The organism is Cupriavidus pinatubonensis (assembly GCF_019602855.1).
Classification (GTDB): Bacteria; Pseudomonadota; Gammaproteobacteria; order Burkholderiales; family Burkholderiaceae; genus Cupriavidus; species Cupriavidus pinatubonensis.
Genome location: NZ_CP080767.1, coordinates 455,320 through 479,062, shown reverse-complemented (window position 1 = coordinate 479,062; position 23,743 = coordinate 455,320). Strand labels below are relative to the sequence as shown.

21 protein-coding genes are annotated in these 23,743 nt (G+C 66.0%); 7 read left to right on the top strand and 14 right to left on the bottom strand.

The genetic code is table 11. The features are described from left to right. Positions 1-33: 33 nt before the first annotated feature. The 14 genes from K2O51_RS14680 to K2O51_RS14615 all read right to left on the bottom strand — a co-directional run bounded on the left by K2O51_RS14680 (position 34) and on the right by K2O51_RS14615 (position 15,951). Entirely contained in the window at positions 34-771 is a 738-nt protein-coding gene (locus K2O51_RS14680) for a DUF502 domain-containing protein (protein WP_011296628.1), read from the bottom strand. 13 nt (positions 772-784) lie between these two features. Continuing rightward, a complete protein-coding gene (locus K2O51_RS14675; protein WP_220631277.1) occupies positions 785-1,120 on the bottom strand; it encodes an FmdB family zinc ribbon protein in 336 nt (111 codons plus the stop codon). A gap of 195 nt (positions 1,121-1,315) precedes the next feature. Next, entirely contained in the window at positions 1,316-2,752 is a 1,437-nt protein-coding gene (locus K2O51_RS14670; RefSeq protein WP_140948956.1) for a high affinity choline transporter 1, read from the bottom strand. A gap of 321 nt (positions 2,753-3,073) precedes the next feature. Further along, complete coding sequence (locus tag K2O51_RS14665) at positions 3,074-3,697, bottom strand: methyltransferase domain-containing protein (protein ID WP_140948957.1); 624 nt, start codon at positions 3,695-3,697, stop codon at positions 3,074-3,076. Positions 3,698-3,739: 42 nt separating this feature from the next. Next, complete coding sequence (ubiB, locus tag K2O51_RS14660; RefSeq protein WP_011296624.1) at positions 3,740-5,317, bottom strand: ubiquinone biosynthesis regulatory protein kinase UbiB; 1,578 nt, start codon at positions 5,315-5,317, stop codon at positions 3,740-3,742. Positions 5,318-5,391: 74 nt separating this feature from the next. Then, positions 5,392-6,060 (bottom strand): ubiquinone biosynthesis accessory factor UbiJ, encoded by a 669-nt coding sequence (locus K2O51_RS14655; protein WP_011296623.1) that lies wholly within the window; start codon positions 6,058-6,060, stop codon positions 5,392-5,394. A 148-nt stretch (positions 6,061-6,208) separates the two neighbouring features. Beyond that, positions 6,209-7,192: a Tim44 domain-containing protein gene (locus K2O51_RS14650; protein WP_140948958.1), complete on the bottom strand. Its 984-nt coding sequence runs from the start codon at positions 7,190-7,192 to the stop codon at positions 6,209-6,211. A gap of 72 nt (positions 7,193-7,264) precedes the next feature. Next, a complete protein-coding gene (gene ubiE, locus K2O51_RS14645) occupies positions 7,265-7,996 on the bottom strand; it encodes a bifunctional demethylmenaquinone methyltransferase/2-methoxy-6-polyprenyl-1,4-benzoquinol methylase UbiE (RefSeq protein WP_011296621.1) in 732 nt (243 codons plus the stop codon). Between the two features lie 30 nt (positions 7,997-8,026). Beyond that, positions 8,027-8,443, bottom strand: a complete 417-nt coding sequence (locus tag K2O51_RS14640) for a gamma-butyrobetaine hydroxylase family protein (RefSeq protein ID WP_011296620.1) — start codon at positions 8,441-8,443, stop codon at positions 8,027-8,029. A 52-nt stretch (positions 8,444-8,495) separates the two neighbouring features. Continuing rightward, a complete protein-coding gene (locus K2O51_RS14635) occupies positions 8,496-10,361 on the bottom strand; it encodes an ABC transporter ATP-binding protein/permease (protein ID WP_011296619.1) in 1,866 nt (621 codons plus the stop codon). Positions 10,362-10,515: 154 nt separating this feature from the next. Then, positions 10,516-10,950: an HIT family protein gene (locus K2O51_RS14630; protein WP_220631276.1), complete on the bottom strand. Its 435-nt coding sequence runs from the start codon at positions 10,948-10,950 to the stop codon at positions 10,516-10,518. Then, on the bottom strand, positions 10,947-14,921 hold the full coding sequence (locus K2O51_RS14625; protein WP_220631275.1) for a DUF3683 domain-containing protein: 3,975 nt from the start codon (positions 14,919-14,921) through the stop codon (positions 10,947-10,949). The genes K2O51_RS14630 and K2O51_RS14625 overlap by 4 nt, the downstream gene beginning before the upstream one ends. A gap of 159 nt (positions 14,922-15,080) precedes the next feature. After that, entirely contained in the window at positions 15,081-15,659 is a 579-nt protein-coding gene (locus K2O51_RS14620; RefSeq protein ID WP_220631274.1) for a YqaA family protein, read from the bottom strand. A 106-nt stretch (positions 15,660-15,765) separates the two neighbouring features. Further along, the gene (locus tag K2O51_RS14615; protein WP_220631273.1) at positions 15,766-15,951 is read right to left on the bottom strand and encodes a hypothetical protein; all 186 of its coding nucleotides are present in this window, start codon (positions 15,949-15,951) and stop codon (positions 15,766-15,768) included. 27 nt (positions 15,952-15,978) lie between these two features. Here K2O51_RS14615 and K2O51_RS14610 point away from each other — a divergent pair, with 27 nt between their 5' ends. The 7 genes from K2O51_RS14610 to K2O51_RS14580 all read left to right on the top strand — a co-directional run bounded on the left by K2O51_RS14610 (position 15,979) and on the right by K2O51_RS14580 (position 23,738). Then, positions 15,979-16,488, top strand: a complete 510-nt coding sequence (locus tag K2O51_RS14610) for a (2Fe-2S)-binding protein (protein WP_011296615.1) — start codon at positions 15,979-15,981, stop codon at positions 16,486-16,488. A 12-nt stretch (positions 16,489-16,500) separates the two neighbouring features. Next, positions 16,501-18,876, top strand: a complete 2,376-nt coding sequence (locus K2O51_RS14605) for a xanthine dehydrogenase family protein molybdopterin-binding subunit (RefSeq protein ID WP_140948960.1) — start codon at positions 16,501-16,503, stop codon at positions 18,874-18,876. A 30-nt stretch (positions 18,877-18,906) separates the two neighbouring features. After that, positions 18,907-19,701 carry an FAD binding domain-containing protein gene (locus K2O51_RS14600; protein ID WP_140948961.1) on the top strand — a complete coding sequence of 265 codons (795 nt, stop codon included), beginning with the start codon at positions 18,907-18,909 and terminating at the stop codon, positions 19,699-19,701. Between the two features lie 342 nt (positions 19,702-20,043). Continuing rightward, entirely contained in the window at positions 20,044-20,940 is an 897-nt protein-coding gene (locus tag K2O51_RS14595; RefSeq protein ID WP_220631272.1) for an AAA family ATPase, read from the top strand. Between the two features lie 3 nt (positions 20,941-20,943). Then, positions 20,944-22,173: a vWA domain-containing protein gene (locus tag K2O51_RS14590; protein WP_011296611.1), complete on the top strand. Its 1,230-nt coding sequence runs from the start codon at positions 20,944-20,946 to the stop codon at positions 22,171-22,173. Positions 22,174-22,194: 21 nt separating this feature from the next. Beyond that, complete coding sequence (locus K2O51_RS14585; protein ID WP_140948962.1) at positions 22,195-22,743, top strand: SRPBCC family protein; 549 nt, start codon at positions 22,195-22,197, stop codon at positions 22,741-22,743. After that, the gene (locus tag K2O51_RS14580) at positions 22,716-23,738 is read left to right on the top strand and encodes an XdhC family protein (protein WP_140948963.1); all 1,023 of its coding nucleotides are present in this window, start codon (positions 22,716-22,718) and stop codon (positions 23,736-23,738) included. The genes K2O51_RS14585 and K2O51_RS14580 overlap by 28 nt, the downstream gene beginning before the upstream one ends. Positions 23,739-23,743: the final 5 nt, after the last annotated feature.

Genomic DNA, 23,743 nt, shown 5'->3' with positions numbered 1-23,743 from the left:
GTAATACGTGACCGCCCGCCAGGCGGCCCGTGATCAATTGGTATGCGAAGGATCGGCCGTCTCGACCTCTGCCTCGCGGCCGGCGCCGGCGCCGTTCGTCGTGGCAGGGCTGACGGGATCCGCCGGGCGGCTCGGGCCGCCGTTTTTGCGGGGCAGGTCCGCCGGTGCCACGACGCCCATCGAAACGATGTACTTGAGCGCGGCATCGACGGTCATGTCGAGTTCGATGGTGTCGGCCTTGGGCATCATCAGGAAGAAGCCCGAGGTCGGGTTGGGCGTGGTCGGCACGTAGACGCTGACGTATTCGCCCTGCAGGTGATTCTGCACGTCGCCGCCCGGACGGCCGGTCAGGAAGGCGATGGTCCACGAGCCCTCACGCGGGTACTGCACCAGCAGCGCCTTGCGGAATGCATTGCCCGACGACGACAGCAGCGTGTCGGAGACTTGCTTGACGCTCGTGTAGATCGGGCCCACCACCGGGATGTGGCCGAGCAGCGCTTCCCACCAGCGCACCAGTCGCTGACCGATGAAGTTGTGCGCGAGCAGCCCGACCAGCAGGATGCACAGCAGCGTCAGGATCGCGCCGAGGCCGGTCACGCGCTTGCCGAACAGCAGCTGGTCCGGACGCCAGGCCTCGGGCAGCAGCGCCAGGCTCTGGTCCATGGTGCCGATGATCAGGCTGAGCACCCACAGCGTGATGCCCAGCGGCACGAGCACCAGCAGCCCGGTCAGGAACCAGGTCTTCAGCGCGGAGGTTTTCTTTGCGACCACGGCCAGCCTGCGATCAGTGGCAGGCGCAGGCGCTGCCGCAGCCGCCGGCGGCAGGTGCCGCAGAAGCCGTAGTGCTGGCCGACGACTCGGTCGAAGCCGCCGCAGGGGCAGCCGCTGCGTCCCCGGTTGCGCCGGACGTCGCCGCGGCGCTGGTGCCGCCGCTGCCGCCACGGAAATCGGTCACGTACCAGCCCGAACCCTTGAGCTGGAAGCCAGCCGCGGTGAGCTGCTTCTTGAAGGTCCCGGCGGTGCCGCACGACGGGCAATCGGTGAGCGGGGCATCGCTCATCTTCTGCAGCACATCGCGCCCGTGGCCGCAGGCGTCGCAACGGTAGGCATAGATCGGCATGATATTTATTTCGCGAAAAACTTGGATCGGAACGGTGCGGGCACCGTCCGCGCGACCGCGCACGACGATGCAAAGCCTTGAATTATAAACCCTTACGGGATCGCCTGACGGGAGGAAATGCGGGCACAAAGCGGCACACCTGGCCGCCGGGGGCCAGGATCGGGCAGTCCAGGCGTCGCCGCGCCGGGAAGGCGGTCAGGCGATATGCACTTCCTTGACCGGCGCGTGATCCGCAATCCACTGCGGCAGCAGCGAACCGACCACCATGCCGCTGATCGAGAACGTCAGGCCGACCATCTGCGGCGGCACGGTCGCATCGGCAAACGCGATCTCGCACGTCAGCCACGAGGCCAGGCCCAGCAGGATGGCGGACAGGCCGCCCTGCCGCGTCGCCGGCTTCCAGAACATGCCGAAGGCGAGCGGGACGAACGACGACACCAGTGTGACCTTATAGGCATTTTCGACCATATGGAAGATCGAAAGGTGCGAGTTCAGGGCGAACAGCGTCACGGTGGCGGTGAATACCAGCACGACCGTCTGCATCACACGCAGGAACTGCTTGTCTTCGAGGTGGCGGAAATACGGCCGCAGGATGTTCTCGGCAAAGGTGACGGACGGTGCCAGCAGCGTCGCCGACGCGCAGCTCTTGATGGCCGACAGCAGCGCGCCGAAGAACATCACCTGCGCGAACATCGGAGCGTGTTGCAGGATCAGCTGCGGCAGGATGAGCTGGGAATCCGCGTTGATGTACTTTTCCACCATGCCCGGATCGATCAGCGTGGCCGAATAGGCGAGGAACATCGGGATGAAGGCGAAGAAGAAATACAGCACGCCGCCGAGCACCGACGCGCGGCCGGCGATCTGCTCGGTGCGCGACGATGTCACCCGCTGGAACACATCCTGCTGTGGGATCGAGCCGAGCATCATGGTGAACAGCGCCGCGGCAAACCCAACGATCTGCACCAGGTCCAACGACGGCAGGAACTCGAACTTGCCGGCCGCCGCCGCGTGCGACACCACCGCCGTCACGCCGCCGGCCTGGCCGCTGACCTCGTAGCCGATATAGAGCATGCCGACCACGATGATGATCATCTGGATGAAGTCCGTCACCGCGACCGACCACATGCCGCCGAACAGCGTGTACACCAGCACGCTGGCCGCGCCGATCATCATGCCGGCGTCCTGCGACAGCGCGCCGTCGGAAACCGTATAGAACACGAGACCAAGCGCCTTGATCTGCGCCGCCACCCAGCCCAGGTAGGACACCACGATGCACAGGGTGGTCAGCACCTCGGCCAGCCGCCCGTAGCGGTTGTGGTAGTAGTCGCCGATGGTGAGCAGGTTCATCCGGTACAGCGGCCGCGCAAAGAACAGGCCCACCAGGATCAGGCACAGCGAAGAGCCGAACGGGTCGGATACGACCCCGGACAGGCCCTCTTTCAGGAATACCGCGGGAATGCCCAGCACGGTTTCGGAACCGAACCAGGTGGCAAAGACGGTGGCGGTAACGACGTAGAACGGCAGGCTGCGCCCGGCGACGGCGAAATCGGTCGTGTTGCGCACGCGCAGCGCCGCCCACAGGCCGATGCCGACCGAAATTACCCAGTAGATGATGACGAACCAGATCAGCATGCCGCTGCCCTATGCAGAAATTGCCCTTGTGGCGAAAAACCGAATGCCGGGCTGACGGCTGAATCTGGCGCCTGTCTGCCCGGAGTCCAATTCATCGGTCGGGGCCGCTTGAGGGGCATTGTGGCGGCCGTCCCGGAGCGGGATGGCGCACTTGGCCTGCGGTCGTAGCCGAATCAAAACGCGGATTATAGCGACGCTGACATTGGCGGGCGAAAAAAATTCCCCCGGCCCTCGTGAATTCACGCTGGCGTGCATCCTGGCCGGCACCGCGCCTCGCAAACCTGTTGCGTCGGCGCGCCACCTGTGTGGCCTGCGTTCGCGTCAGCCAGCCCGGCGGCGCCAGACCTGCCAGCGCTCCTGCCCTTCGAAGACGGGCAGCGGCGCGGCGGAAGGACGGTCATCGATCCGCTCGAACGCGGGTTCCAGCAGGGCTTCTAGCTCGGACGCCGGCATGGCGAACGGTGGCCCGCCACGCTTGTCACCCAGAAAGAAGTAGCCGGCCAGCAGGCCACCCGGCGGCAGCAGCGCCGCCACACGCTCCGCGTAGGATTCACGCAGAGGCGGCGGCAGCGCGCACAGGAAAGCGCGCTCGTAGATCAGTTCGCAGGCCGGCTCGGGCGTGAAGGCAAAGAAATCCGCCTCGCGCACGATGGCGCCGGCCGGGCCCAATGCGCGCTTGGCCGACGCGACTGCCTGCGGCGAGAAGTCGATGGCGGTGACCGGCCAGCCGCGCTCGAACAACCAGCCAGCCTCCCATCCGTTGCCGCAGCCCGGCACCAGCGTCGGGCATGGTGCCCGGCCGGCGATGAATTGCTGGAACTCCTCTGGCACGCCATGCATGTCCCACGGCGTGAAGTCCTGCTCGAAGCGCTCGTCCCAGAATGCCGGATCCGCCGCATCGCGCGTGGTAAATGAAGGCGGAGTCGGAGCCTTGTCGGCGGTCATGTCGTATCTCCTTCGAAAGCGCAGAACTGCCGCTTCTGCCGCTTACCAGTAGCCGATCCATCCGAGCACATGCGTGAGCACGATACCGGCGACAAAGCCGCCCACCAGCAGCAATGCCGTGCCGACCAGCCGGTTGGTGCGCCGCTGCTCCGTGACCAGCTGCGCGAGCAGCCGTTCCTGCTCGCCGTTGGTATTGAGCGCACGGCGCTCCAGGAACTGGTGCGCGAGGCGCGGGAAATCGGGCAGCATCTTGGCCCACAGCGGCGCCTCGACCTTGATCCGTTCCCACGCGCCCTTCCAGCCAACCTGCTCGTGCATCCAGCGCTCGAGGAACGGCTTCGCGGTTTTCCACAGGTCCAGGTCCGGGTCGAGCTGGCGGCCCAGGCCTTCGATATTGAGCAGCGTCTTCTGCAGCAGCACCAGCTGCGGCTGGATTTCGACGTTGAAACGGCGCGAGGTCTGGAACAGGCGCATCAGCACCATGCCCAGCGAGATTTCCTTGAGCGGCTTGTCGAAATAGGGCTCGCAGCAGGCGCGCACCGCGCTCTCCAGTTCCTCGACGCGCGTGTCGGGCGGCACCCAGCCCGATTCCACGTGCAGCAAGGCCACGCGGTGGTAGTCGCGGCGGAAGAACGCGATGAAGTTTTGCGCGAGGTAGTTCTTGTCGAACTCCGACAGCGCGCCCACGATGCCAAAATCCAGCGCAATATAGCGGCCGAAGGTCTCGGGCTGGACCGACACCAGGATGTTGCCGGGGTGCATATCGGCATGGAAAAAGCCGTCACGGAACACCTGCGTGAAGAAGATCTCGACGCCCTCTTCCGCTAACTGGTGCATGTCGACGCCGGCCGCCTTCAGCGATTCGGTGCGCGAGATCGGGATGCCATGCATGCGTTCCATCACGAACACCGTGCTGCTGCACCAGTCCCAGAACACCTCGGGCACTAGCAGCAGGTTGGTATCGGCGAAATTGCGCCGGAGCTGGCTGGCGTTGGCCGCCTCGATCATCAGATCGAGTTCGTCGTGCAGGTACTTGTCGAACTCCGCCACGACCTCGCGCGGCTTGAGGCGCTTGCCGTCAGCCCAGAAGCGCTCGAGCCAGGTGGCCAGGTCGCGCATCAGGGCCAGGTCGCTGTCGATCACCGGCAGCATGCCGGGGCGCAGCACCTTCACCGCAACTTCGCGGCCGTGGTTCGGCCCCCCTTTCAGCGTGGCGAAGTGCACCTGCGCGATCGAGGCGCTCGCGACCGGCTGGTGCTCGAAGGTTTCGAACAGATCCGCAAGCGTGCGGCCGAGCGAACGCTCGATGATCTTCACGGCGACGGCCGAGTCGAACGGCGGCACCTGGTCCTGCAGCAACGCCAACTCATCGGCGATGTCCGGCGGCATCAGGTCGCGCCGGGTCGACAGCACCTGGCCGAACTTGACGAAGATCGGCCCGAGCTTGGTCAGCGCGAGCCGCAGCCGCTCGCCGCGCGGCATATCGAGCTTGCGCCCGATGGTCATGACGCGAACCAGGAAGCGGATCTTGCGGTTCTGGAAGCCGGACAGCACGAGCTCATCGAGCCCGTAGTACAGGATGACGAAAAGGATCTTGCCGAGGCGCAGAAGGCGGGTCATGCGGCGGTATTCAGGGAACGGTGGTGCTGCGCGACGCGGGCAGCAGCGAAAGATGGCGTCATGCGGCGGTGCGCTCAGCGATGGGCGGACGGCAATGCCGCCGGCCCGGCTGGACGGGTGCGCTCAAGCCGCTCCAGGCGTTTCTCGAGGCGGGCCAGATCATCACGCACGCGGCCCACGTCCGAACTGAAATCCTCCAATGCCACGTGGCGCACCAGCGTCGGATTTTCGTCCAGCAGGTATTCGGTCACATTCTCAACGAGCGTGCGGCCCACACGCGTGGCCTGCTCATGGACCTGGCGCGCGCCATCGACCATGCGCTGGGCCAGGCTATCGCTGACCGGCCCGCCAAGAATGCCCCGGAACGCGCGCGACAGGTCCTCGGCCGCGTCCCAGCGCAGGTTGCGCGCGAGCATGGACACCGTGTTGGCGAGTTCGGCATCGCCCTCCAGGCGCACATGGCGCATTGCCGCAGGCTGGCCGCCGTCGGCTACATCGGCGGCCACGAGCGGCCATTGCTGCAACGGCACCAGCAGCGATACGGCCGGTGCTTCGGCGGCCGGTGCCAGCTCCGTCGTGCCGTCCTCGGTCACCCGCAGCGACAGCGCGAATGCCGCGGCGTCGAAGCGGATCACGCGACCGGCAAATGGCACCAGCTGGCTGCGGGCCCAGGGCTCCTGTTCGAGCAGGTGGTTCAGCGCGGCAACGGCAGGCGCGGCCAGGGCGGAAGGCAGAGGATTCATGGCAATGGGCGTGCGGCGCACGGCTGGACAGGCAGACGTCGCACAGGGCCACGCACCGCCTCCAAACGGAAAAGGCCCGCGCTTTCGCGCGGGCCTCCATTCTAAGCTACTCCCCGACAGCGTCGCCGCCATGGGGCACAGACGACACTCAGGATTCCTGCTGGATACCGGCCAGCAGCCAGCCGCCCGTGCCGGAAACCGGCTTGGCCAGGTTCCAGACCTCGGCGAACGGCTGTGCCGCTTCGCCGGTCCGCTCGCGGATCATGCCCGAGAAACGCACGCTGGCCAGGTGCTGGTTCGGCGCGGATTCAATGCCAAGCAGTTGCGCCTCGAGCGTGACCACGTCGGTCTTGTTGACCTCCGCGCCGCGCTCGGCCAGGTCCATCTTGATCTCGGCGAACATTTCCGGCGTCGTGAATTCGCGGATGTCGTCCAGGTTGCCGGCGTCCCACGCGGCCTGCAGGCGCACGAAATGGACCTTGGCGTTGCGCAGGAACGCTTCGGTGTCGAAGTCCGCAGGCACGCCCCAGGGCTGCTGGGCCGCATCGGCAGCGACCGCGGCCGCGCCGGCAGCCGGCATCACCGGATTGCTGGCCGCAGGCGAAGGCGTCTGCTCACGCAGCATCGGCTCGGCGCTGTTGCCAAGGCCACCCATGCCGCCCGCGTTGCCCGCACCGGCGTAGGCCGGCTGCTGGTTACGCTGGCTGCCGCCCCGGAACTTGCGGATCAGCCAGATTGCCACGAACGCGACCAGCGCGATCAGGATCAGGTTGGACAGGAAGCTGGCGGCGGCGCCGGCCAGTCCAAAGTGCGACAGCAGCGCCGCAATACCGACGCCGGCAGCAATACCGCCCAGGATGCCGGCCCAGTTTCGCTTGGGCTTGGCTGCGGCGGCGGCTGCGCCGGCAGCCCCAGCGGTGGCCGGCGCAGCCTGCTGCGCAGGTTGCTGGGCCGGCTGCTGCGACGGCGTTTGCTGAGCCGGCGCCTGCTGGCGTTGCTGCGTCACATTGGACGATTGCTTCCCGATGCTGCGCGAACCGCCCATGCGCTTGGCATTGGCGTCCAGCGCCATGCCCAACGCGATCGCGGCAATCAGCGACCCCACCAGGAATTTTCCGCGAAGTGATGACATATTCAGTGATCCCCTGTCAGTTTCCGCTCAAATTCAGGCTGAGCCGCCGGAATTCAAGCCAGGAATGGCGATTTAATACTTGCGCCCGACGTGGAGCGCCACTACTCCGGCCGTCAGATTGAAGTATTCGACCTTCTCCAGCCCAACTTGTTCCATCAAGCGTACAAGTGAAGTCTGGTCTGGATGCATTCTGATCGATTCTGCCAGATAACGATAGCTCGCGGCATCCCCGGCCACCTTCTGACCGAGCCACGGCAGCACCTGGAACGAATAGACATCGTATGCCTTTTCCAGCGGCTTCCACACCTTGGAGAATTCCAGAACCATGACCTTGCCGCCAGGCTTCACCACGCGGCGCATCTCGGCCAGCGCAGCGTCCTTGTGGGTCATGTTGCGCAGGCCGAATGCAACGGTGACCAGATCGAAGTAGTTGTCCGGAAACGGAATGTGCTCGGCGTCGCACAGCGCCACCGGTGTGACGACGCCCTTGTCGAGCAGGCGGTCGCGGCCCACGCGCAGCATCGACTCGTTGATGTCCGTGAGCCAGACCTGGCCGGTCGGGCCGGCCTGCTTCGCGAACGCCTTGGCCAGGTCGCCCGTGCCGCCGGCAATGTCCAGCACCTTGTGGCCGGGCCGCACGTTGGCCTGGGCGATGGTGAACATCTTCCACAACCGGTGCATGCCGCCCGACATCAGGTCGTTCATCACGTCATACTTGCTGGCGACCGAATGGAACACGCCGGCAACTTTGCCGGCCTTTTCCGTTTCGTCGACCTTCTCGAACCCGAAGTGGGTTTCGCTCATATCTCGGACTCCAGGTACAGAGGGTACAGATCAGTGGTGATGGCCGCAGCCATGGCCGCCCGGCGCCGCCATGGGCGTGTCACGGTCGGCGCCGGCAGCTTCCAGGCGCTTCAGGTAATCGGCCCACAGCGCCTCCTGCTGGTCGCCAAGGCGGTAGAGCAGTTCCCAGGAATAGATGCCCGTATCGTGGCCGTCGGAGAAGCGGATCTGGACCGCGTAGTTGCCCACGGGCTCCACGGCGGCAATGCCGACATCGCGCTTGCCGGTCTGCAGCACTTCCTGGCCAGGGCCATGGCCCTGCACTTCGGCCGATGGCGAATACACGCGCAGCAGCTCGAACGGCAGCCGGAAGCTGCGCCCGTTGTCGAAGCCGATTTCGAGCACGCGCGACTGCGTGTGCACGGTCAGCGCGGTGGGATGGGGAGTATCTTTTTCGAGGCCTGCCATATTGGGTACGCCGGCTTGGGCGCCTGGTGGATTGGCGTGCCGCGGTCCGCGGTCACGCCTCGCATACGACCCGATAGCTTACCGCAGGCACCCCACCTTGCCCATCTGCCGTGCCGGCACCGTCTTCGGGAACATAGCGCAGCCGGCGGCCGTGGAAGGCCGCCACGGTACTGCGGTGGGCAATGCTGATGATCGCCGCTTCGGGCAATGCCTGCACCATCAGGCGGTACATGGCGCCCTCGGTTTCCTCGTCGAGCGCGCTGGTGGCTTCGTCGAGGAACAGGTACTGGGGCTTCTGCAGCAGCGCACGGGCAAACGCCAGTCGTTGTTGCTCGCCCGGCGACAGCCGCAGCGACCAGTTGTCAAAGACGTCGAGCTGGTCGACAAGCTGTGGCAGCTGCGCCTGGCGCAGTACCGCCTGCAGAGATTCGCCGTCGTGAGCCGTGCCCGCGTCGGGGTACGCCAGCGCATCCGCCAGCGTGCCGATTGGCAGGTAGCTGCGCTGCGGCAGGAACAGCATGCGCGCGCCGGCCGGCATGGTCACGGTACCGGTGCCATACGGCCAGATGCCAGCCAGCGCGCGGAACAGCACGCTCTTGCCGCAGCCGGACGGCCCGCTTACGAGCCAGCGCTCGCCCGGCGCAATCGCCAGCGAGAACGGTGCGACCAGCGGACGCTGGCCCACGCTCGCGCCGCGTTGCGCCCGCACTGGCAGGGCGAGGCCAAGGCCGTCGACGTCGATACCCGCCTGCGATTCGCCGGTATGCTCGACCTCGATGTCGCGCGTGCCGGTGTGCGTCACGTCCTGCCGCTCCGCGACGCGGATCGCTTCCTGGAAATCGATCAGACGGTTGGCCGCGGCCTTCCAGCCGACCAGCGTCGCGTAGCTATCCACGAACCACGACAGCGCGCCCTGTACCTGGCCGAACGCCGAGCTGGTCTGCATCAGGCCGCCCAGCGTCATCTTGCCGGCGAAGTAACGCGGCGCCGCAACCAGAATCGGGAAGATGATCGCGAACTGCGCATAGCCCGAACTCACGAACGTCAGCCGCCGCGTATAGCGCATGAGCTGGTTCCAGTTCGCACGAATGCGGTCGAAGCGCGCGCGCAGCCCGGCCTGCTCGGTCGGCTCGCCGCGGTACAGCGCCACGGGTTCGCTGTTCTCGCGCAGGCGCACCAGCGTGAAACGGAAATCCGCCTCGTACTGTTCCTGCTGGAAGTTCAGGCCGATCAGCGGCCGGCCGACGACGTGCGCAATCAGCGAGCCGATCACTGCGTAGCCCGCGGCAAACCACACCATGTAGCCTGGGATCACGAACTCGTTGCCGCCCAGCGCTATGCTGATCGGGCCCGACACCGTCCACAGGATGCCGACGAAGGACAGCAGCGTCACCACGGAATTGAGCAGCCCCAGCGACAGCGTCAGCGCGCCGTCGGTGAACTGGCGCAGGTCGTCGGAAATACGCTGGTCGGGGTTGTCGGTGGTGTGCGTCTGCTCGATCCGGTAGTACGCCTGGTGTCCCATCCAGTGGCCCATGAACTGGCCCGTCATCCAGGTACGCCAGCGCATCTGCAGCATCATCGTGTAGTACTGCCGCGAGATTGCGGCGACGATGAAGAAAGCCGCGATCCATGAGAAGCGCAGCAGCAGCACCTTGAACGACGCGTAATCGCGCTGCTCCAGCGCGTTGTAGAACACGCGGTTCCACTCGTTGAGCAGCACGTTGATGTAGACGATGCCAAGGTTGAGCGCGACCACCAGGGTCAGCAGGCCCAGGCCCGCCTTGCGGTCTTCGGACTTCCAGTAGGGCTTGATCAGCGCCCAGGTCGCGCCCATGCGCAACCGGCTCTGGATCTTGAGGGCCCTGGCGGGAACGGCCGGGCCCGGTACGGTGACGGAAGTCGGTGTAGTGGACATAGCGGCAGCGGTACGCCCGCGGCGCTACGGCGGGCTTATTCTTCTGGAAACAGCAACGGCCGCGACGGCCCTTGCGACGACAACAGGGATTCAGACGCATCCCGCGCGGCGCGGTTCCGCCGCGCCGCCCGGAAGGCAGTTGCCGCCGCGTAGCTTAGCTGTCGGCCGCCAGTGCGGAAAGTGCCGTGCGCAGCGCCGGCAGCCGGCTCGCCAACTCCGCCATGCGTGCCGGGTCCGCGGCACGTTGCGGCGCGGCCCAGATGGCTTCGGGGAAATGCGTATCCCAGCGATAGCGCGGGATGATGTGCCAGTGCAGGTGCGGCACCATATTGCCGAACGCGGCCAGGTTGACCTTGTCCGGCGTCATGACTTCGCGCACCAGGCGCTCCACGCGCGCGACCAGCCGCATCAGCCAGGCCTGGTCGGTCTCGTCGAGATCGGTCAGTTCCGCCGCATGGTCGTTCCAGACGATGCGGCAGAAGCCCGGGAAACGGTCGTGCTCGACCAGGATCACGCGCGCGCGGTCACCCATCCAGACGAGCTCGCCGCCGTCGGCTTCGCACAGGGGGCAGCCCTGGACGCGCGTCACACCAGCACCCGCTCGATGCCGCCGGCGTTGGCCTTGGCCACGTACTCGGGCATCCAGTTCTCGCCCAGCAGATGCTTGGCCATCTCGACGACGATGTAATCGGCCTGCACGGACGCATCTTCGTTGTAGCGCGACAGGCCCTGCAGGCACGACGGGCAGCTCGTCAGGATCTTGACGTCGCCGGTGAAACCGTCGGCGCGCAGCTTGTCGGCGCCCTTGGTCATCTCCTCTTCCTTGCGGAAGCGGATCTGCGTCGAGACATCCGGACGGGTCACGGCCAGCGTGCCCGACTCGCCGCAGCAACGGTCGTTCTTCTCGATCTTGCCGGCCGCACCGTTGCCGCCCACGAGCTCGTTGACGAGCTTGGTCGGATCCATGGTCTTGATCGGCGTGTGGCAGGGGTCGTGGTACATGTAGCGCGTACCGGTGATGCCTTCGAGCTTTACGCCCTTCTCGAGCAGGTATTCGTGGATGTCGATGATGCGGCAGCCCGGGAAGATCTTCTCGAATTCATAGCCGGCGAGCTGGTCGTAGCACGTACCGCAGCTGACCACCACCGTCTTGATGTCGAGGTAGTTCAGCGTATTGGCGACGCGATGGAACAGCACGCGGTTGTCGGTGACGATCTTCTCGGCCTTGTCATACTGGCCGCTGCCGCGCTGCGGATAGCCGCAGCACAGGTAGCCCGGCGGCAGCACGGTCTGCACGCCGACGTGCCACAGCATTGCCTGCGTGGCCAGGCCCACCTGCGAGAACAGCCGCTCCGAGCCGCAGCCCGGGAAGTAGAACACCGCTTCCGTTTCCGGCGTGGTCGCCTTCGGGTCGCGAATGATCGGCACGATCTCGTTGTCCTCGATGTCGAGCAGCGCGCGTGCCGTCTTCTTGGGCAGGTTGCCCGGCATCTTCTTGTTGATGAAGTGGATCACCTGCTCGCGCACCGGCGGCTTGCCGACCGTGGCGGGCGGGTGTGCGGTCTGCTTCTTCGCGAACTTCTTCAGCACCTCGTTGCCGAGGCGCTGTGCCTTGTAGCCCCAGTCGATCATGACCTTGCGGGTCAGGTTGATGGTCTCGGGGCTGGTGGCGTTCAGGAAGAACATCGACGCTGCCGTGCCGGGGTTGAATTTCTTCTGCCCCATCTTGCGCAGCAGGTTGCGCATGTTCATCGACACATCGCCGAAGTCGATCTTCACCGGGCACGGCGTCGCGCACTTGTGGCAGACCGTGCAGTGGTCGGCCACGTCGGAGAACTCGTCCCAGTGCTTGATCGACACGCCGCGGCGCGTCTGCTCTTCGTACAGGAAGGCCTCGACCAGCAGCGAGGTCGCCAGGATCTTGTTGCGCGGGCTGTACAGCAGGTTCGCGCGCGGCACGTGCGTGGCGCACACCGGCTTGCACTTGCCGCAGCGCAGGCAGTCCTTGACGCTGTCGGCAATCGCGCCGATATCGCTCTGCTGCATGATCAGGGACTCATGCCCCATGAGGCCGAACGACGGCGTGTAAGCGTTGCGCAGGTCGGCGCCGGGCAGCAGCTTGCCCTTGTTGAAGCGGCCCTGCGGATCGACCTTCTGCTTGTAGGTGCGGAAGTCGCCGATCTCGTCCTCCGTCAGGAATTCGAGCTTGGTGATGCCAATACCGTGCTCGCCCGAAATCACGCCGTCGAGGGAACGCGCCAGGTCCATGATGCGGGCCACCGCGCGGTGGGCGTCCTGCAGCATGTCGTAGTTGTCCGAATTGACCGGAATGTTCGTGTGCACGTTGCCGTCGCCGGCGTGCATGTGCAGCGCCACGAAGACACGGCCGCGCAGCACCTGCTTGTGGATCGCCTGCGCTTCGTCGAGGATCGGCTTGAACTCGCCGCCGTTGAAGATCTTGCGCAGCTCGGCGCGCACTTCGCTCTTCCAGGATACGCGGATCGTGCGGTCCTGCAGCAGGTGGAACACATTGGCGTCCGGCTGTTGCTGCAGGCGCGCATCGAACGCCTGGCCGAGCAAACCCAGGCCATGGCCGATCAGCGCAGCCTTGGCGGTGGCCAGCGGCGTGTCGAGGTGGTCCTGCAGGTAGCGCCAGCGCGAGCGGATCTCGCGCAGCAGCGTGAGCGCATGCTGGACGCGGTCTTCGAGCAGTTCGGCGCTCGGGATCTCGTTGGCGTCGTCGCTGCGGCCCAGCGGCAGGTTGCCGCGTGCGAAGAACGCTTCCAGCGCGTCGACCAGCGCGAGCTTGTTCTTGATCGACAGCTCGATGTTGATGCGCTCGATGCCGTCGGTGTACTCGCCCATGCGCGGCAGCGGAATCACCACGTCTTCATTGATCTTGAAGGCGTTGGTGTGGCGTGCGATGGCAGCGGTGCGCGAACGGTCGAGCCAGAATTTCTTGCGGGCCTCCGGGCTCACGGCGATAAAGCCTTCGCCGCTCTTGCCGTTGGCCATGCGGATCACTTCCGAGGTGGCGCGCGCCACGGCGTCTTCATCGTCGCCGACGATATCGCCGATCAGCACCATCTTCGGGAACCCGTTGCGCTTGCTCTTGGTCGCATAGCCGACCGCGCGCAGGTAGCGCTCGTCGAGGTGCTCCAGGCCTGCCAGGATGGCGCCGCCCGGCTTCTTCGACTCGGCGTCGAGGTAGTCCTTGATCTCGACGATGCTCGGAATCGCATCGCGCGCCTGGCCGAAGAACTCCAGGCACACCGTGCGGATGTGCTTCGGCATGCGGTGCAGGATCCAGCGCGCGCTCGTGATGATGCCGTCGCAGCCTTCCTTCTGCACGCCGGGCAGGCCCGCCAGGAACTTGTCGGTAACGTCCTTGCCCAGCCCTTCCTTGCGGAACACGCGGCCCTGGATGGCGAGCGTCTCGGTGCGCAGCACCTTCTCGCCCGGCGCGCGGTTGCCGTCCGACCACTTCAGTTCGAACGTGGCGACCGCCACGTCGTGGATCTTGCCGAGGTTGTGGTCCAGGCGCGTGACTTCAAGCCAGTTGCCTTCCGGATCGACCATGCGCCACCAGGCCAGGTTGTCCAGCGCGGTGCCCCACAGCACGGCCTTCTTGCCGCCGGCGTTCATGGCCACGTTACCGCCGATGCAGGATGCGTCGATCGAGGTCGGGTCCACGGCGAACACCAGGCCGGCCTTCTCGGCGGCGTCGGCCACGCGGCGCGTCACTACGCCGGCGCCGGAGAAGATCGTAGCGACCTTGTGGGACACGCCCGGCAAGTCGGTTTCCTCGACCGGGCCGAGCTGTTCGAGCTTCTCGGTGTTGATGACCGCGCTCATCGGCGTCAGCGGCACGGCGCCGCCGGTGTAACCGGTGCCGCCCCCGCGCGGGATGATGGTCAGGCCGAGTTCGAAACAGCCCTTGACCAGGCCGGCGATCTCTTCCTCGGTATCGGGCGTCAGCACGACGAACGGATACTCGACACGCCAGTCGGTCGCGTCGGTCACGTGCGACACACGCGACAGCCCGTCGAATTTGATGTTGTCCTTCTGCGTGACGCGGCCCAGCACGCGCTGCGCGCGCTTGCGCAGATCGTAGGCGGCGGCAAATTCGTTCTTGAAATCCTCGATCGCCTGCTTGGCAAACGCGACGAGCTGCTCCACGCGGTGCGAGCGGTCCTCGGCGGCCGGCTCGGCGTGCTCGGCACGGTCGGCCGCGCGGCGCTTCTCGATCTCGCCCAGGCGATGGTGCAGCGCGCTCACCAGCATCTGGCGGCGCTTGGGATTCTCGAGCAGGTCGTCCTGCAGGTACGGGTTGCGGCGCACGACCCAGATATCGCCGAGCACCTCGTACAGCATGCGTGCCGAACGGCCGGTCCGGCGTTCGCTGCGCAGTTCGTCCAGGATGCGCCAGGCCTCTTCGCCGAGCAGGCGGATGACAATCTCGCGGTCCGAGAAGGACGTGTAGTTATAGGGGATTTCACGCAGGCGCGGAGGGGCGTCCTGCGCGGCGAGCTTGGCGTCGAGCACGAGTGGGGCGTTCATGGGGGGACCGCTTCCTGCTGCGCACTGAAGGGGTGCGCCGATCGTTCATTAAAGGGCGATTGTACTGCATGGCACGGTTTCGCCGCGCCGCAACATGGCACAACCCGTGCCGGAACAAGGGTTTAGCGCCGCTCTGCGCACCATCCGACACGCAAGCATTCAGAACCAGGACCGCAACATCTGGGCAATGTTGTGCCAAAAACTGTCCGGAATCCACAGCAGACTGGCAGTCATGGCCAGATATCGCAGGAATTTGCCGATCGCCATGTAAGCCAGGCTCGGCCAGAACGACAATCGGAGCCAACCCGCCAATGTGCATAAAGGATCACCAATGGCAGGCAGCCATGACAGTAGCAGCGTTGGCGGCCCAAGGCGCTTCATCCAGTGAAAGTAGCGTGCGTCGAGCTTTGGCTTGGTGGGCTTGCGCACATGACGGCGATGTTCGCGATGTTCCTGCTCGTGCTCGCGCATCTGGCGCCGCTTGCGGTAGCGCACCAGCGCGAGCTTGGCCGCGTAGCCGAGCCACCAGTCGATGGCACCGCCCGCGGTGTTGCCCAGCGTGGCAACCAGCACCGCCGGCCAGAACATGTCCGGGTTGAGCTTGATGTAGCCGAATACGGCCGGCTCCGAGCCCAGCGGTAGCAGCGTGGCCGACACGAGGCTCACGACGAAGATCGCGGGCAGGCCCACCTTGGGGAGGGCGACGGTCTCGAACAGCCAGTCGAAGAAGGCTTCCATGTCTTGGTGCCGGGGTATCTGAGCGTGCCGGTTCGGTGCCAGCCATTCTAGCCGCCCCCCTTTCGAGGCACGGGGAACCCGCATGGCACCGCCCGGCGATTTGTGATTAACTGTTAGAGCCCGTCGCGGCCAAACGTTCGCCGGCCGCCGGGAGTTTTCCGTTTTCCTCCCGCACGGCAGCCGCCGTGGGCAGCACCGGCAGCACCAATATCACGAAATAGCCGTAGCAAACGGCAGTACCGCGTCGTGGCCAGTCCCGCGCTGTTCTTTCGGGTTCCTGGGAATTGGTCATGCGCTTCCACCCCTCATGGAGACAAGCATGCCGATTCCGATCCGCCTGACGGTCAATGGCAAGGCCGTTGACGCTCAGGTAGAACCCAACACCCTACTCGTCCAGTTCCTCCGCGAACAGCTCCGGCTGACCGGCACGCATGTCGGCTGCGATACCGCGCAGTGCGGCGCCTGCACGATCCACCTGGACGGGCGCGCGGTCAAGTCCTGCAATATCCTCGCCGTGCAGGCCGATGGCGCCGAGGTTACGACCATTGAGGGCCTCGCAGGCATACGCGTGGGCAACGGGTCTCCGGCCATGCACCCGATGCAGGAAGCCTTCCGCGAATGCCACGGCCTGCAATGCGGCTTCTGCACGCCCGGCATGGTCATGGCAGCCACGGCGCTCGTGAACGCGCGGCCGGATGCCGATGCCACCACCATCCGCCAGCAACTCGAAGGCAACCTGTGCCGCTGCACCGGTTATCACAACATCGTCAAGGCCGTGCAGCAGGGCCAGGCCGCCATGCTCGCGGGCACCGCCGCGAGCGCCGAGTAAGGGAAGCCAGCCATGAACGCACCCGAATCGCAGAAATTCGTCGGCACGGCGGTCAAGCGCAAGGAAGACTTCCGCTTCCTGACCGGCAACGGCCAGTACACCGACGACATCGTGCTTCCGCAGCAGAGCTACGGCTACTTCCTGCGCTCGCCACACGCCCATGCGCGCATCAAGTCGATCGACAAGAGCGCGGCGCTGGATTCGCCCGGCGTGATCGCCGTATTGACCGGCGAGGACATGGCCGCCGACAAAGTCGGTGGTTTGCCCTGCGGCTGGCTGATCCACAGCATCGACGGCACGCCGATGAAGGAGCCGCCCCACCCCGTCATCGCGCAAGGCAAGGTGCGCCATGTCGGCGACCAGGTGGCGCTGGTGGTGGCCGAGACGCTGATGCAGGCGAAGGACGCCGCCGAGAAGATCGACGTCCAATACGAAGAACTGCCTGCCGTCGTCAACGCGGCCGATGCCGCCGCGGCCACGACGCTCGTACATGACGACGTGCCAGCCAACACCTGCTACACGTGGGGCCACGGCGACAAGGCCGCAACCGACGCCGCGTTCGCCAAGGCCGCGCACGTGACCACGCTGGATATCGTGAACAACCGGCTGATCCCCAACGCGATCGAACCGCGCGCGGTCAACGCGAGCTACACGCGCCAGGACGACAGCTACACGGTCTACGTGGCCAACCAGAACCCGCATGTCGAACGCCTGCTGATGGGCGCCTTCGTGCTGGGCCTGCCGGAATCGCGGCTGCGCATCATCGCGCCGGATGTTGGCGGCGGCTTCGGCTCGAAGATCTTCCTCTATGCGGAGGACGTGGCGCTGACCTGGGCCTCGAAGAAGGTCGGCCGGCCGATCAAGTGGACGGCCGAGCGGTCGGAATCATTCCTGACCGATGCCCATGGCCGCGACCACGTGACCAAGGCCGAGCTCGCGCTCGACAGCGACGGCAAGTTCCTGGCCATGCGCGTGCACACCACGGCCAACATGGGCGCGTACCTGTCGACATTCGCGAGCAGCGTGCCGACCATCCTTTACGCGACGCTGCTGGCCGGACAGTACGCCACGCCGGCGATCTACGCCGAAGTGAAGGCGGTGTTCACCAACACCGCGCCCGTGGACGCCTACCGTGGCGCGGGCCGCCCCGAAGCGACATACGTAGTCGAACGCCTGGTGGAAACCGCCGCGCACGAGATGAAGATGGACCCGGCCGAACTGCGCCGCAAGAACTTCATCCGCGATTTCCCGTACGCGACGCCGGTCGGCCTGACCTACGACACTGGCGACTACGAGCCCTGCCTCGCACGTGCGCAGGAACTCGCCGACGTGAAGGGCTTCCCGGCGCGCCGCGACGAAGCTAAGCAGCGCGGCAAGCTGCGCGGCCTCGGCTACTCGTGCTACATCGAAGCGTGCGGGCTGGCGCCGTCGAACATTGCCGGCGCACTGGGCGCGCGCGCGGGCCTGTTCGAAGTCGGCGAGATCCGCGTGCACCCGACCGGCTCCGTCACGGTATTCACCGGCTCGCACAGCCATGGGCAAGGCCACGAAACCACGTTCGCGCAGATCGTGGCTGACCGGCTTGGCATCGCGCTGGAATCCGTCGAGATCGTGCACGGCGACACCGGCCGCGTGCCGTTCGGCATGGGCACCTACGGCTCGCGCTCGCTCGCGGTGGGCGGCTCGGCGATCATGAAGGCGCTTGACAAGATCGAGGCCAAGGCCAAGAAGATCGCCGCGCACTTGCTCGAAGCGTCCGATGCCGATGTCGAGTTCAGCAACGGCGTGTTCCGCGTGGCCGGCACCGACCGCACCAAGACCTTTGGCGAAGTCGCGCTGACCGCCTATGTGCCGCATAACTACCCGCTCGACAAGCTCGAGCCCGGGCTGAATGAAAACGCGTTCTACGATCCGACCAACTTCACGTACCCTTCGGGCGCCTACGTATGCGAGGTCGAAGTCGACCCGGAAACCGGCGAGTCGCAAGTCGTGAAGTTCACCGCAGTCGACGACTTCGGCAACATCGTCAACCCGATGATCGTTGAAGGCCAGGTGCACGGCGGCATCGGCCAGGGCCTCGGCCAGGCCATGCTGGAACAGTGCATCTACGACAGCGATAGCGGCCAGTTGCTGACCGGCTCGTACATGGACTACGCGATGGCGCGCGCGGGCGACCTGCCCGACTTCACCGTGGAAACCGCCAAGGGCACGCCGTGCACGCACAACCCGCTCGGCGTGAAGGGTTGCGGCGAAGCCGGCGCCATCGGCTCGCCGCCCGCGTTCATCAACGCGCTGGTCGATGCGCTATCGCCACTCGGCGTGAAAGACCTGCAAATGCCAGCCACGCCGCATCGCGTGTGGCAGGCCATCCAGGCCGCCAAGCCCTGAGTCCGCCGACGAACCACAAAGGAAACCGACATGTACGCATTCCAGTTTGAACGTGCAGCGGATGCCAAGGCGGCCGTCGCGAAGCTCAAGGCCGACCCCGACGCCAAGTTCCTGGCCGGCGGCCAGAGCCTGCTGGCCGCGATGAAGCTGCGCCTCGCCTCGCCGTCCACGCTCATCGACGTAGCACGCATCCCCGGCATGGCCGATATCCGCGTCGAAGGCAACGAAGTCGTGATCGGCGCCGCCGCGCGCCACGCCGACGTTGCCGCCAACGCCGAGGTACGCCAGCGCATCCCCGCACTGGCCGCACTGGCCGAAGGCATCGGCGACCGCCAGGTCCGCGCGATGGGCACCATCGGTGGCTCGCTAGCCAACGACGACCCCGCCGCGTGCTATCCGGCCGCCGTACTGGGGCTCAACGCAACGGTAGTCACCGACCGCCGCACCATCGCCGCCGACGACTTCTTCAAAGGCTTGTACGAAACCGCGCTGGAGCCAGACGAACTGATCACCGCCGTGCGCTTCCCGATCCCCGAGAAAGCGGCCTACATCAAGTTCCGTAACCCGGCCTCGCGCTTCGCGCTGGTCGGCGTGATGGTCGCGCGCACCGGCGGCAATGTGCGAGTCTCCGTCACCGGCGCAGCCGACAGCGTCTTCCGCTGTCAGCCGCTGGAACAGGCACTAGCGGCAAGCTTCACGTCAGCGGCAGCCAAAGCAGTCAAGGTCGATCCATCAAACCTCAACGCCGACCTGCACGCATCCCCCGAGTACCGCGCTCACTTGATCCCGGTGCTGGCAGCGAGAGCCGTGGAGGCCGCAGGCTAGAGCAGGAAGGTGCCGCTCAAGGAGCAGGAAGTCGAAACCCGCACCGTCAGCACAACGATGGTGTGGCCTTTCCCTCCCCTTTGATCGGCGCCTCGCGCTCGGCCAGCTCCGCGGTCGTCCGGGGCTGCGCCCCGGACAGCTGGCGCAGTGTCTGAGCAGCCGTTCAGGCTGCGAGTTTTGCGCGAGCGCCGCGGAGCTGGCCGAGTGCGAGGGGGTGTCGCCGATCACGGGGTCGCCTTTCTTGCTTCTTCTTTGGCGAGACAAAGAAGAAGTAGCCTCCGAAGGAGGCTATAGCCACGGCGCCAAGCCAAGCAACAACGCATGCAGCAACAAAAAGCCCCAATGCAACCCACCTCCATCGACGAAACCGTCGCACAACTAGCCTCCCACCAATACTTCGCCGACCGCGAAACCGCCACCGTCCTATACCTGGCCCTGCGCATGCAGCGCCCCCTATTCCTCGAAGGCGAACCCGGCGTAGGCAAAACAGCCCTGGCCCAAGCCATGGCCGAAGTCATGGGAACGAGGCTGCTGCGCCTCCAATGCTACGAAGGCCTGGACGCAGCGAGCGCCCTATATGAATGGGACTACCCCCGCCAGATCATGGCCCTGCGCGTAGCCGAAGCCCGCGGCGAGCGCCCCGAAGCGCAATCGCTCTACCACGACGACTACCTGCTCAAGCGTCCGCTGCTCGAAGCCCTGCTCCCCGACCCGGCCGCACCGAACTCGCCACGCGTCCTGCTGATCGACGAGATTGACCGCGCCGACGAACCGTTCGAAGCGTTCCTGCTGGAGATACTTTCCGAGTACCAGGTATCGATTCCCGAAATCGGCGTGATCCGCGCCGAGCGTCCGCCGCTGATCATCGTCACATCGAATCGCACGCGCGAAGTGCATGACGCCCTGAAGCGCCGCTGCCTGTACCAGTGGATGGGCTACCCGCAACGCGACCGCGAACTCCAGATCGTCGCCGCAAAAGCGCCTGAAGCCGCCGCGAAACTGCAAGCGCAGGCCGTCGATTTCATCCACCGCCTGCGCGGCATCGACCTGTTCAAGGCCCCCGGCATCGCCGAGGCCATCGACTGGTGCCGCGCGTTGTCCGCGCTCGGCGTCACCGAACTCGACCCGCAGTCCGTGCGTGACACGCTCGGCGTGCTACTCAAGTACCAGGATGACCTGGCCCGCGCCGACGGCCCCACTGTCGCCGAACTGCTCGCGGGCACATCAGCCGCGACCTGACCGATGGCCACGCTGCACCCCGCCCGCGCCAGCAGGCCTGGCCCCGCCCTGCCAGTGCTGGCCCGCAACGTCACGCATTTCATGCGCCTGCTGCATGACGGTGGTTTCGCGCTGTCCCCCGCGCATTCGATTGACGCATTGGAAGCGCTGCAATATGTCGACATCGGCCAGCGCGACGACGTGCGCGCAGCGCTCGCCGCACTGGTGCTCACAGGTCCCGACCAGCGCCCGCTGTTCGATGCCGCCTTCGACCTGTTCTGGCGCGACCCCGACTGGGAAGGCAAGCTGCGCGCGATGCTGCTGCCGCGCGTCGATGCGGGCGCGCCGCCGCCGCGCCGCAGCAACCGGCTCGCCGATGCACTCGCGGCACGCCAGCCGGAACTGCCCTCGCGCCCGCAACAAACCGAAGCGGAACGCATGGCGGTACCGCTGACTTTCTCCGATCAGGAGCGCCTGGCGCAGCGCGATTTCGAAACGCTGACCGCGCAGGAATGGCGCGCATTGCAGCACCTGATCCGCAAACGCCGCGCGCACCTGGCAATGGAACGCACGCGCCGCCTGCGTCCGGCCAGCCGTGGCACCCATGCCGACCTGCGCGCCAGCGCGCGCCTGGCGGTACGTCAGCATGGCGAATGGCTGCGCTGGAAATACCGCCGCCACGCCGAACGCAAGCCTCCGGTCGTGCTGCTACTCGACATCTCCGGCTCGATGAGCCAGTACTCGCGCGCGGTGCTGTACTTCTGCCATGCGCTGACGCTGTCGCGCGAACGGCTGTCGGTGTTTCTGTTCGGCACGCGGCTCACCAACATTACGCGCGCCTTGCGCGAACGCGATCCCGACGAGGCCGTGGCGGTGATCACCGGGCAGGTACGCGACTGGGCCGGCGGCACGCGCATCGGTGAAGCACTGGCCAGTTTCAACCGCCAGTGGGCGCGCCGCACGCTGTCCGGCCGGGCCACGGTGCTCCTCGTCACCGACGGGCTCGATCACGAACACATCGAACTGCTCGGCAACGAGATGGCGCGGCTGCGACGCTTTGCGCACCGCATCATCTGGCTCAATCCTCTGCTGCGCTATCCGGGCTTCACACCACAGGCGCGCGGGGTACAGGCTATCCTGCCTCATGTCGACGCGCTGCGGCCGGCCCACAATCTCGACAGCCTGCTTGCACTGCAGAGCTTGCTGTCCGAGCCGCATATGGGCCCCGCGCCAGCGGCTTCGTTTCACCTATGAAATAAACAAGGAATCCGCCCCATGGAAATGAACCAGAGCCAGCGCCTGCCGGTGCCCCAGCAAGTGGCATGGGAGGCTCTCAACGACACGGCGCTGCTCAAGCAGTGCATTCCCGGATGTGAGAGCATCGAGCCTGACGGCGAAAATGCCTACCAGCTCGCATTGACGGCGGCGGTGGGTCCGGTCAAGGCCCGGTTCAAGGGACGCATGGCACTGCAGGACATCCAGGCGCCCCACAGCTACACGATCCAGTTCGACGGACAGGGCGGTGCTGCGGGCTTCGGCAAGGGGTCCGCACGCGTCACGCTGGAACCCGACGGCGATGAAACGGTTCTCACGTACGTGGTCAATGCGCAGGTGGGCGGCAAGATCGCCCAGATCGGCTCGCGGCTGGTAGACGCCGCGGCGCGCAAGATGGCGGACGCCTTCTTCACGCGTTTCACCGAGGCGCTGTCTGCGCCCGATGACGCCGCACAACAACAAGACGCCGCCCCTGAAGGCGGCGACACGCAACAAACAGAGGAACCCAAGCGGAAGCGATCATGGACAGCGTGGATCTCGAAGTCCTGAGAAGCAGCGTACGGTGGCAGCAGGAAGGCCACCGCGTACTGCTGGTCACCGTAGTCAGAACCTGGGGCTCGTCGCCCCGCCCCGAAGGCGCGATGCTGGCCGTGCGCGACGACGGGCTTGTCGTCGGCTCGGTCTCCGGCGGCTGCATCGAAGACGATCTCATCGACCGCGTGCGCCGGCTTGGCATCACCGCGGATCATCCCGAATCGGTCAAGTACGGCATCAGCGCCGAAGAAGCCCACCGCTTCGGCCTGCCGTGCGGTGGCACCATCGAACTGGTGACCGAGCCGCTCAAGCCGGCGAGCGGCATCGCGGAATTGCTCGACGCCGTCGAGAACGGCAGGCTGGTGACACGCACGCTCGACATGGCCACCGGCACGGCCACGCTCGGCCCGGCCGAGGCCACCGACGGCCTCGTTTTCGACGGCAATTCGCTGCTGACCATTCATGGCCCGCGCTATCGCATGCTGGTGATCGGCGCCGGGCAGTTGTCGAAATACCTGTGCCAGATCGCCGTGGGCCTGGGCTTCCAGGTCACCGTATGCGACCCGCGCGAGGAATACACGGAAACGTGGGACATCCCCGGCGTGACGATGGTCCGCACCATGCCCGACGACACCGTGACGGACATGAAGCTCGACGAGCGCTGCGCGGTGATCGCGCTCACGCACGACCCCAAGCTCGACGACCTGGCCCTGATGGAAGCGCTGCGCACCCGCGCGTTCTACGTCGGCGCGCTGGGTTCGCGCCGCAACAACCAGGCCCGGCGCGAACGTCTCAAGGAATTCGACCTCAACGACGTACAGCTTGCCCGGCTGCACGGTCCGGTCGGTATCTTCATCGGCAGCCGCACGCCGCCCGAGATCGCCATTTCCATCCTTGCCGAAGTCGTGGCCGCCAAGAACCACGTCTCGCTGCCCGACATCCTGCAGGTGGAAGGCGCCAAGGCGGCACGTGAACTGGCCGCGGGAACCGGCAGCAGCTGCGACACCTGAGTGTG

Excerpts from the sequence above, each read along its gene's own strand:
- K2O51_RS14675 (WP_220631277.1), bottom strand. The coding sequence starts at position 1,120 with ATGCCGATCTATGCCTACCGTTGCGACGCCTGCGGCCACGGGCGCGAT.
- K2O51_RS14670 (WP_140948956.1), bottom strand. The coding sequence starts at position 2,752 with ATGCTGATCTGGTTCGTCATCATCTACTGGGTAATTTCGGTCGGCATC.
- K2O51_RS14665 (WP_140948957.1), bottom strand. The coding sequence starts at position 3,697 with ATGACCGCCGACAAGGCTCCGACTCCGCCTTCATTTACCACGCGCGAT.
- ubiB (WP_011296624.1), bottom strand. The coding sequence starts at position 5,317 with ATGACCCGCCTTCTGCGCCTCGGCAAGATCCTTTTCGTCATCCTGTAC.
- K2O51_RS14655 (WP_011296623.1), bottom strand. The coding sequence starts at position 6,060 with ATGAATCCTCTGCCTTCCGCCCTGGCCGCGCCTGCCGTTGCCGCGCTG.
- K2O51_RS14650 (WP_140948958.1), bottom strand. The coding sequence starts at position 7,192 with ATGTCATCACTTCGCGGAAAATTCCTGGTGGGGTCGCTGATTGCCGCG.
- ubiE (WP_011296621.1), bottom strand. The coding sequence starts at position 7,996 with ATGAGCGAAACCCACTTCGGGTTCGAGAAGGTCGACGAAACGGAAAAG.
- K2O51_RS14640 (WP_011296620.1), bottom strand. The coding sequence starts at position 8,443 with ATGGCAGGCCTCGAAAAAGATACTCCCCATCCCACCGCGCTGACCGTG.
- K2O51_RS14635 (WP_011296619.1), bottom strand. The coding sequence starts at position 10,361 with ATGTCCACTACACCGACTTCCGTCACCGTACCGGGCCCGGCCGTTCCC.
- K2O51_RS14625 (WP_220631275.1), bottom strand. The coding sequence starts at position 14,921 with ATGAACGCCCCACTCGTGCTCGACGCCAAGCTCGCCGCGCAGGACGCC.
- K2O51_RS14620 (WP_220631274.1), bottom strand. The coding sequence starts at position 15,659 with ATGGAAGCCTTCTTCGACTGGCTGTTCGAGACCGTCGCCCTCCCCAAG.
- K2O51_RS14615 (WP_220631273.1), bottom strand. The coding sequence starts at position 15,951 with ATGACCAATTCCCAGGAACCCGAAAGAACAGCGCGGGACTGGCCACGA.
- K2O51_RS14610 (WP_011296615.1), top strand. The coding sequence starts at position 15,979 with ATGCCGATTCCGATCCGCCTGACGGTCAATGGCAAGGCCGTTGACGCT.
- K2O51_RS14605 (WP_140948960.1), top strand. The coding sequence starts at position 16,501 with ATGAACGCACCCGAATCGCAGAAATTCGTCGGCACGGCGGTCAAGCGC.
- K2O51_RS14600 (WP_140948961.1), top strand. The coding sequence starts at position 18,907 with ATGTACGCATTCCAGTTTGAACGTGCAGCGGATGCCAAGGCGGCCGTC.
- K2O51_RS14595 (WP_220631272.1), top strand. The coding sequence starts at position 20,044 with ATGCAACCCACCTCCATCGACGAAACCGTCGCACAACTAGCCTCCCAC.
- K2O51_RS14590 (WP_011296611.1), top strand. The coding sequence starts at position 20,944 with ATGGCCACGCTGCACCCCGCCCGCGCCAGCAGGCCTGGCCCCGCCCTG.
- K2O51_RS14585 (WP_140948962.1), top strand. The coding sequence starts at position 22,195 with ATGGAAATGAACCAGAGCCAGCGCCTGCCGGTGCCCCAGCAAGTGGCA.
- K2O51_RS14580 (WP_140948963.1), top strand. The coding sequence starts at position 22,716 with ATGGACAGCGTGGATCTCGAAGTCCTGAGAAGCAGCGTACGGTGGCAG.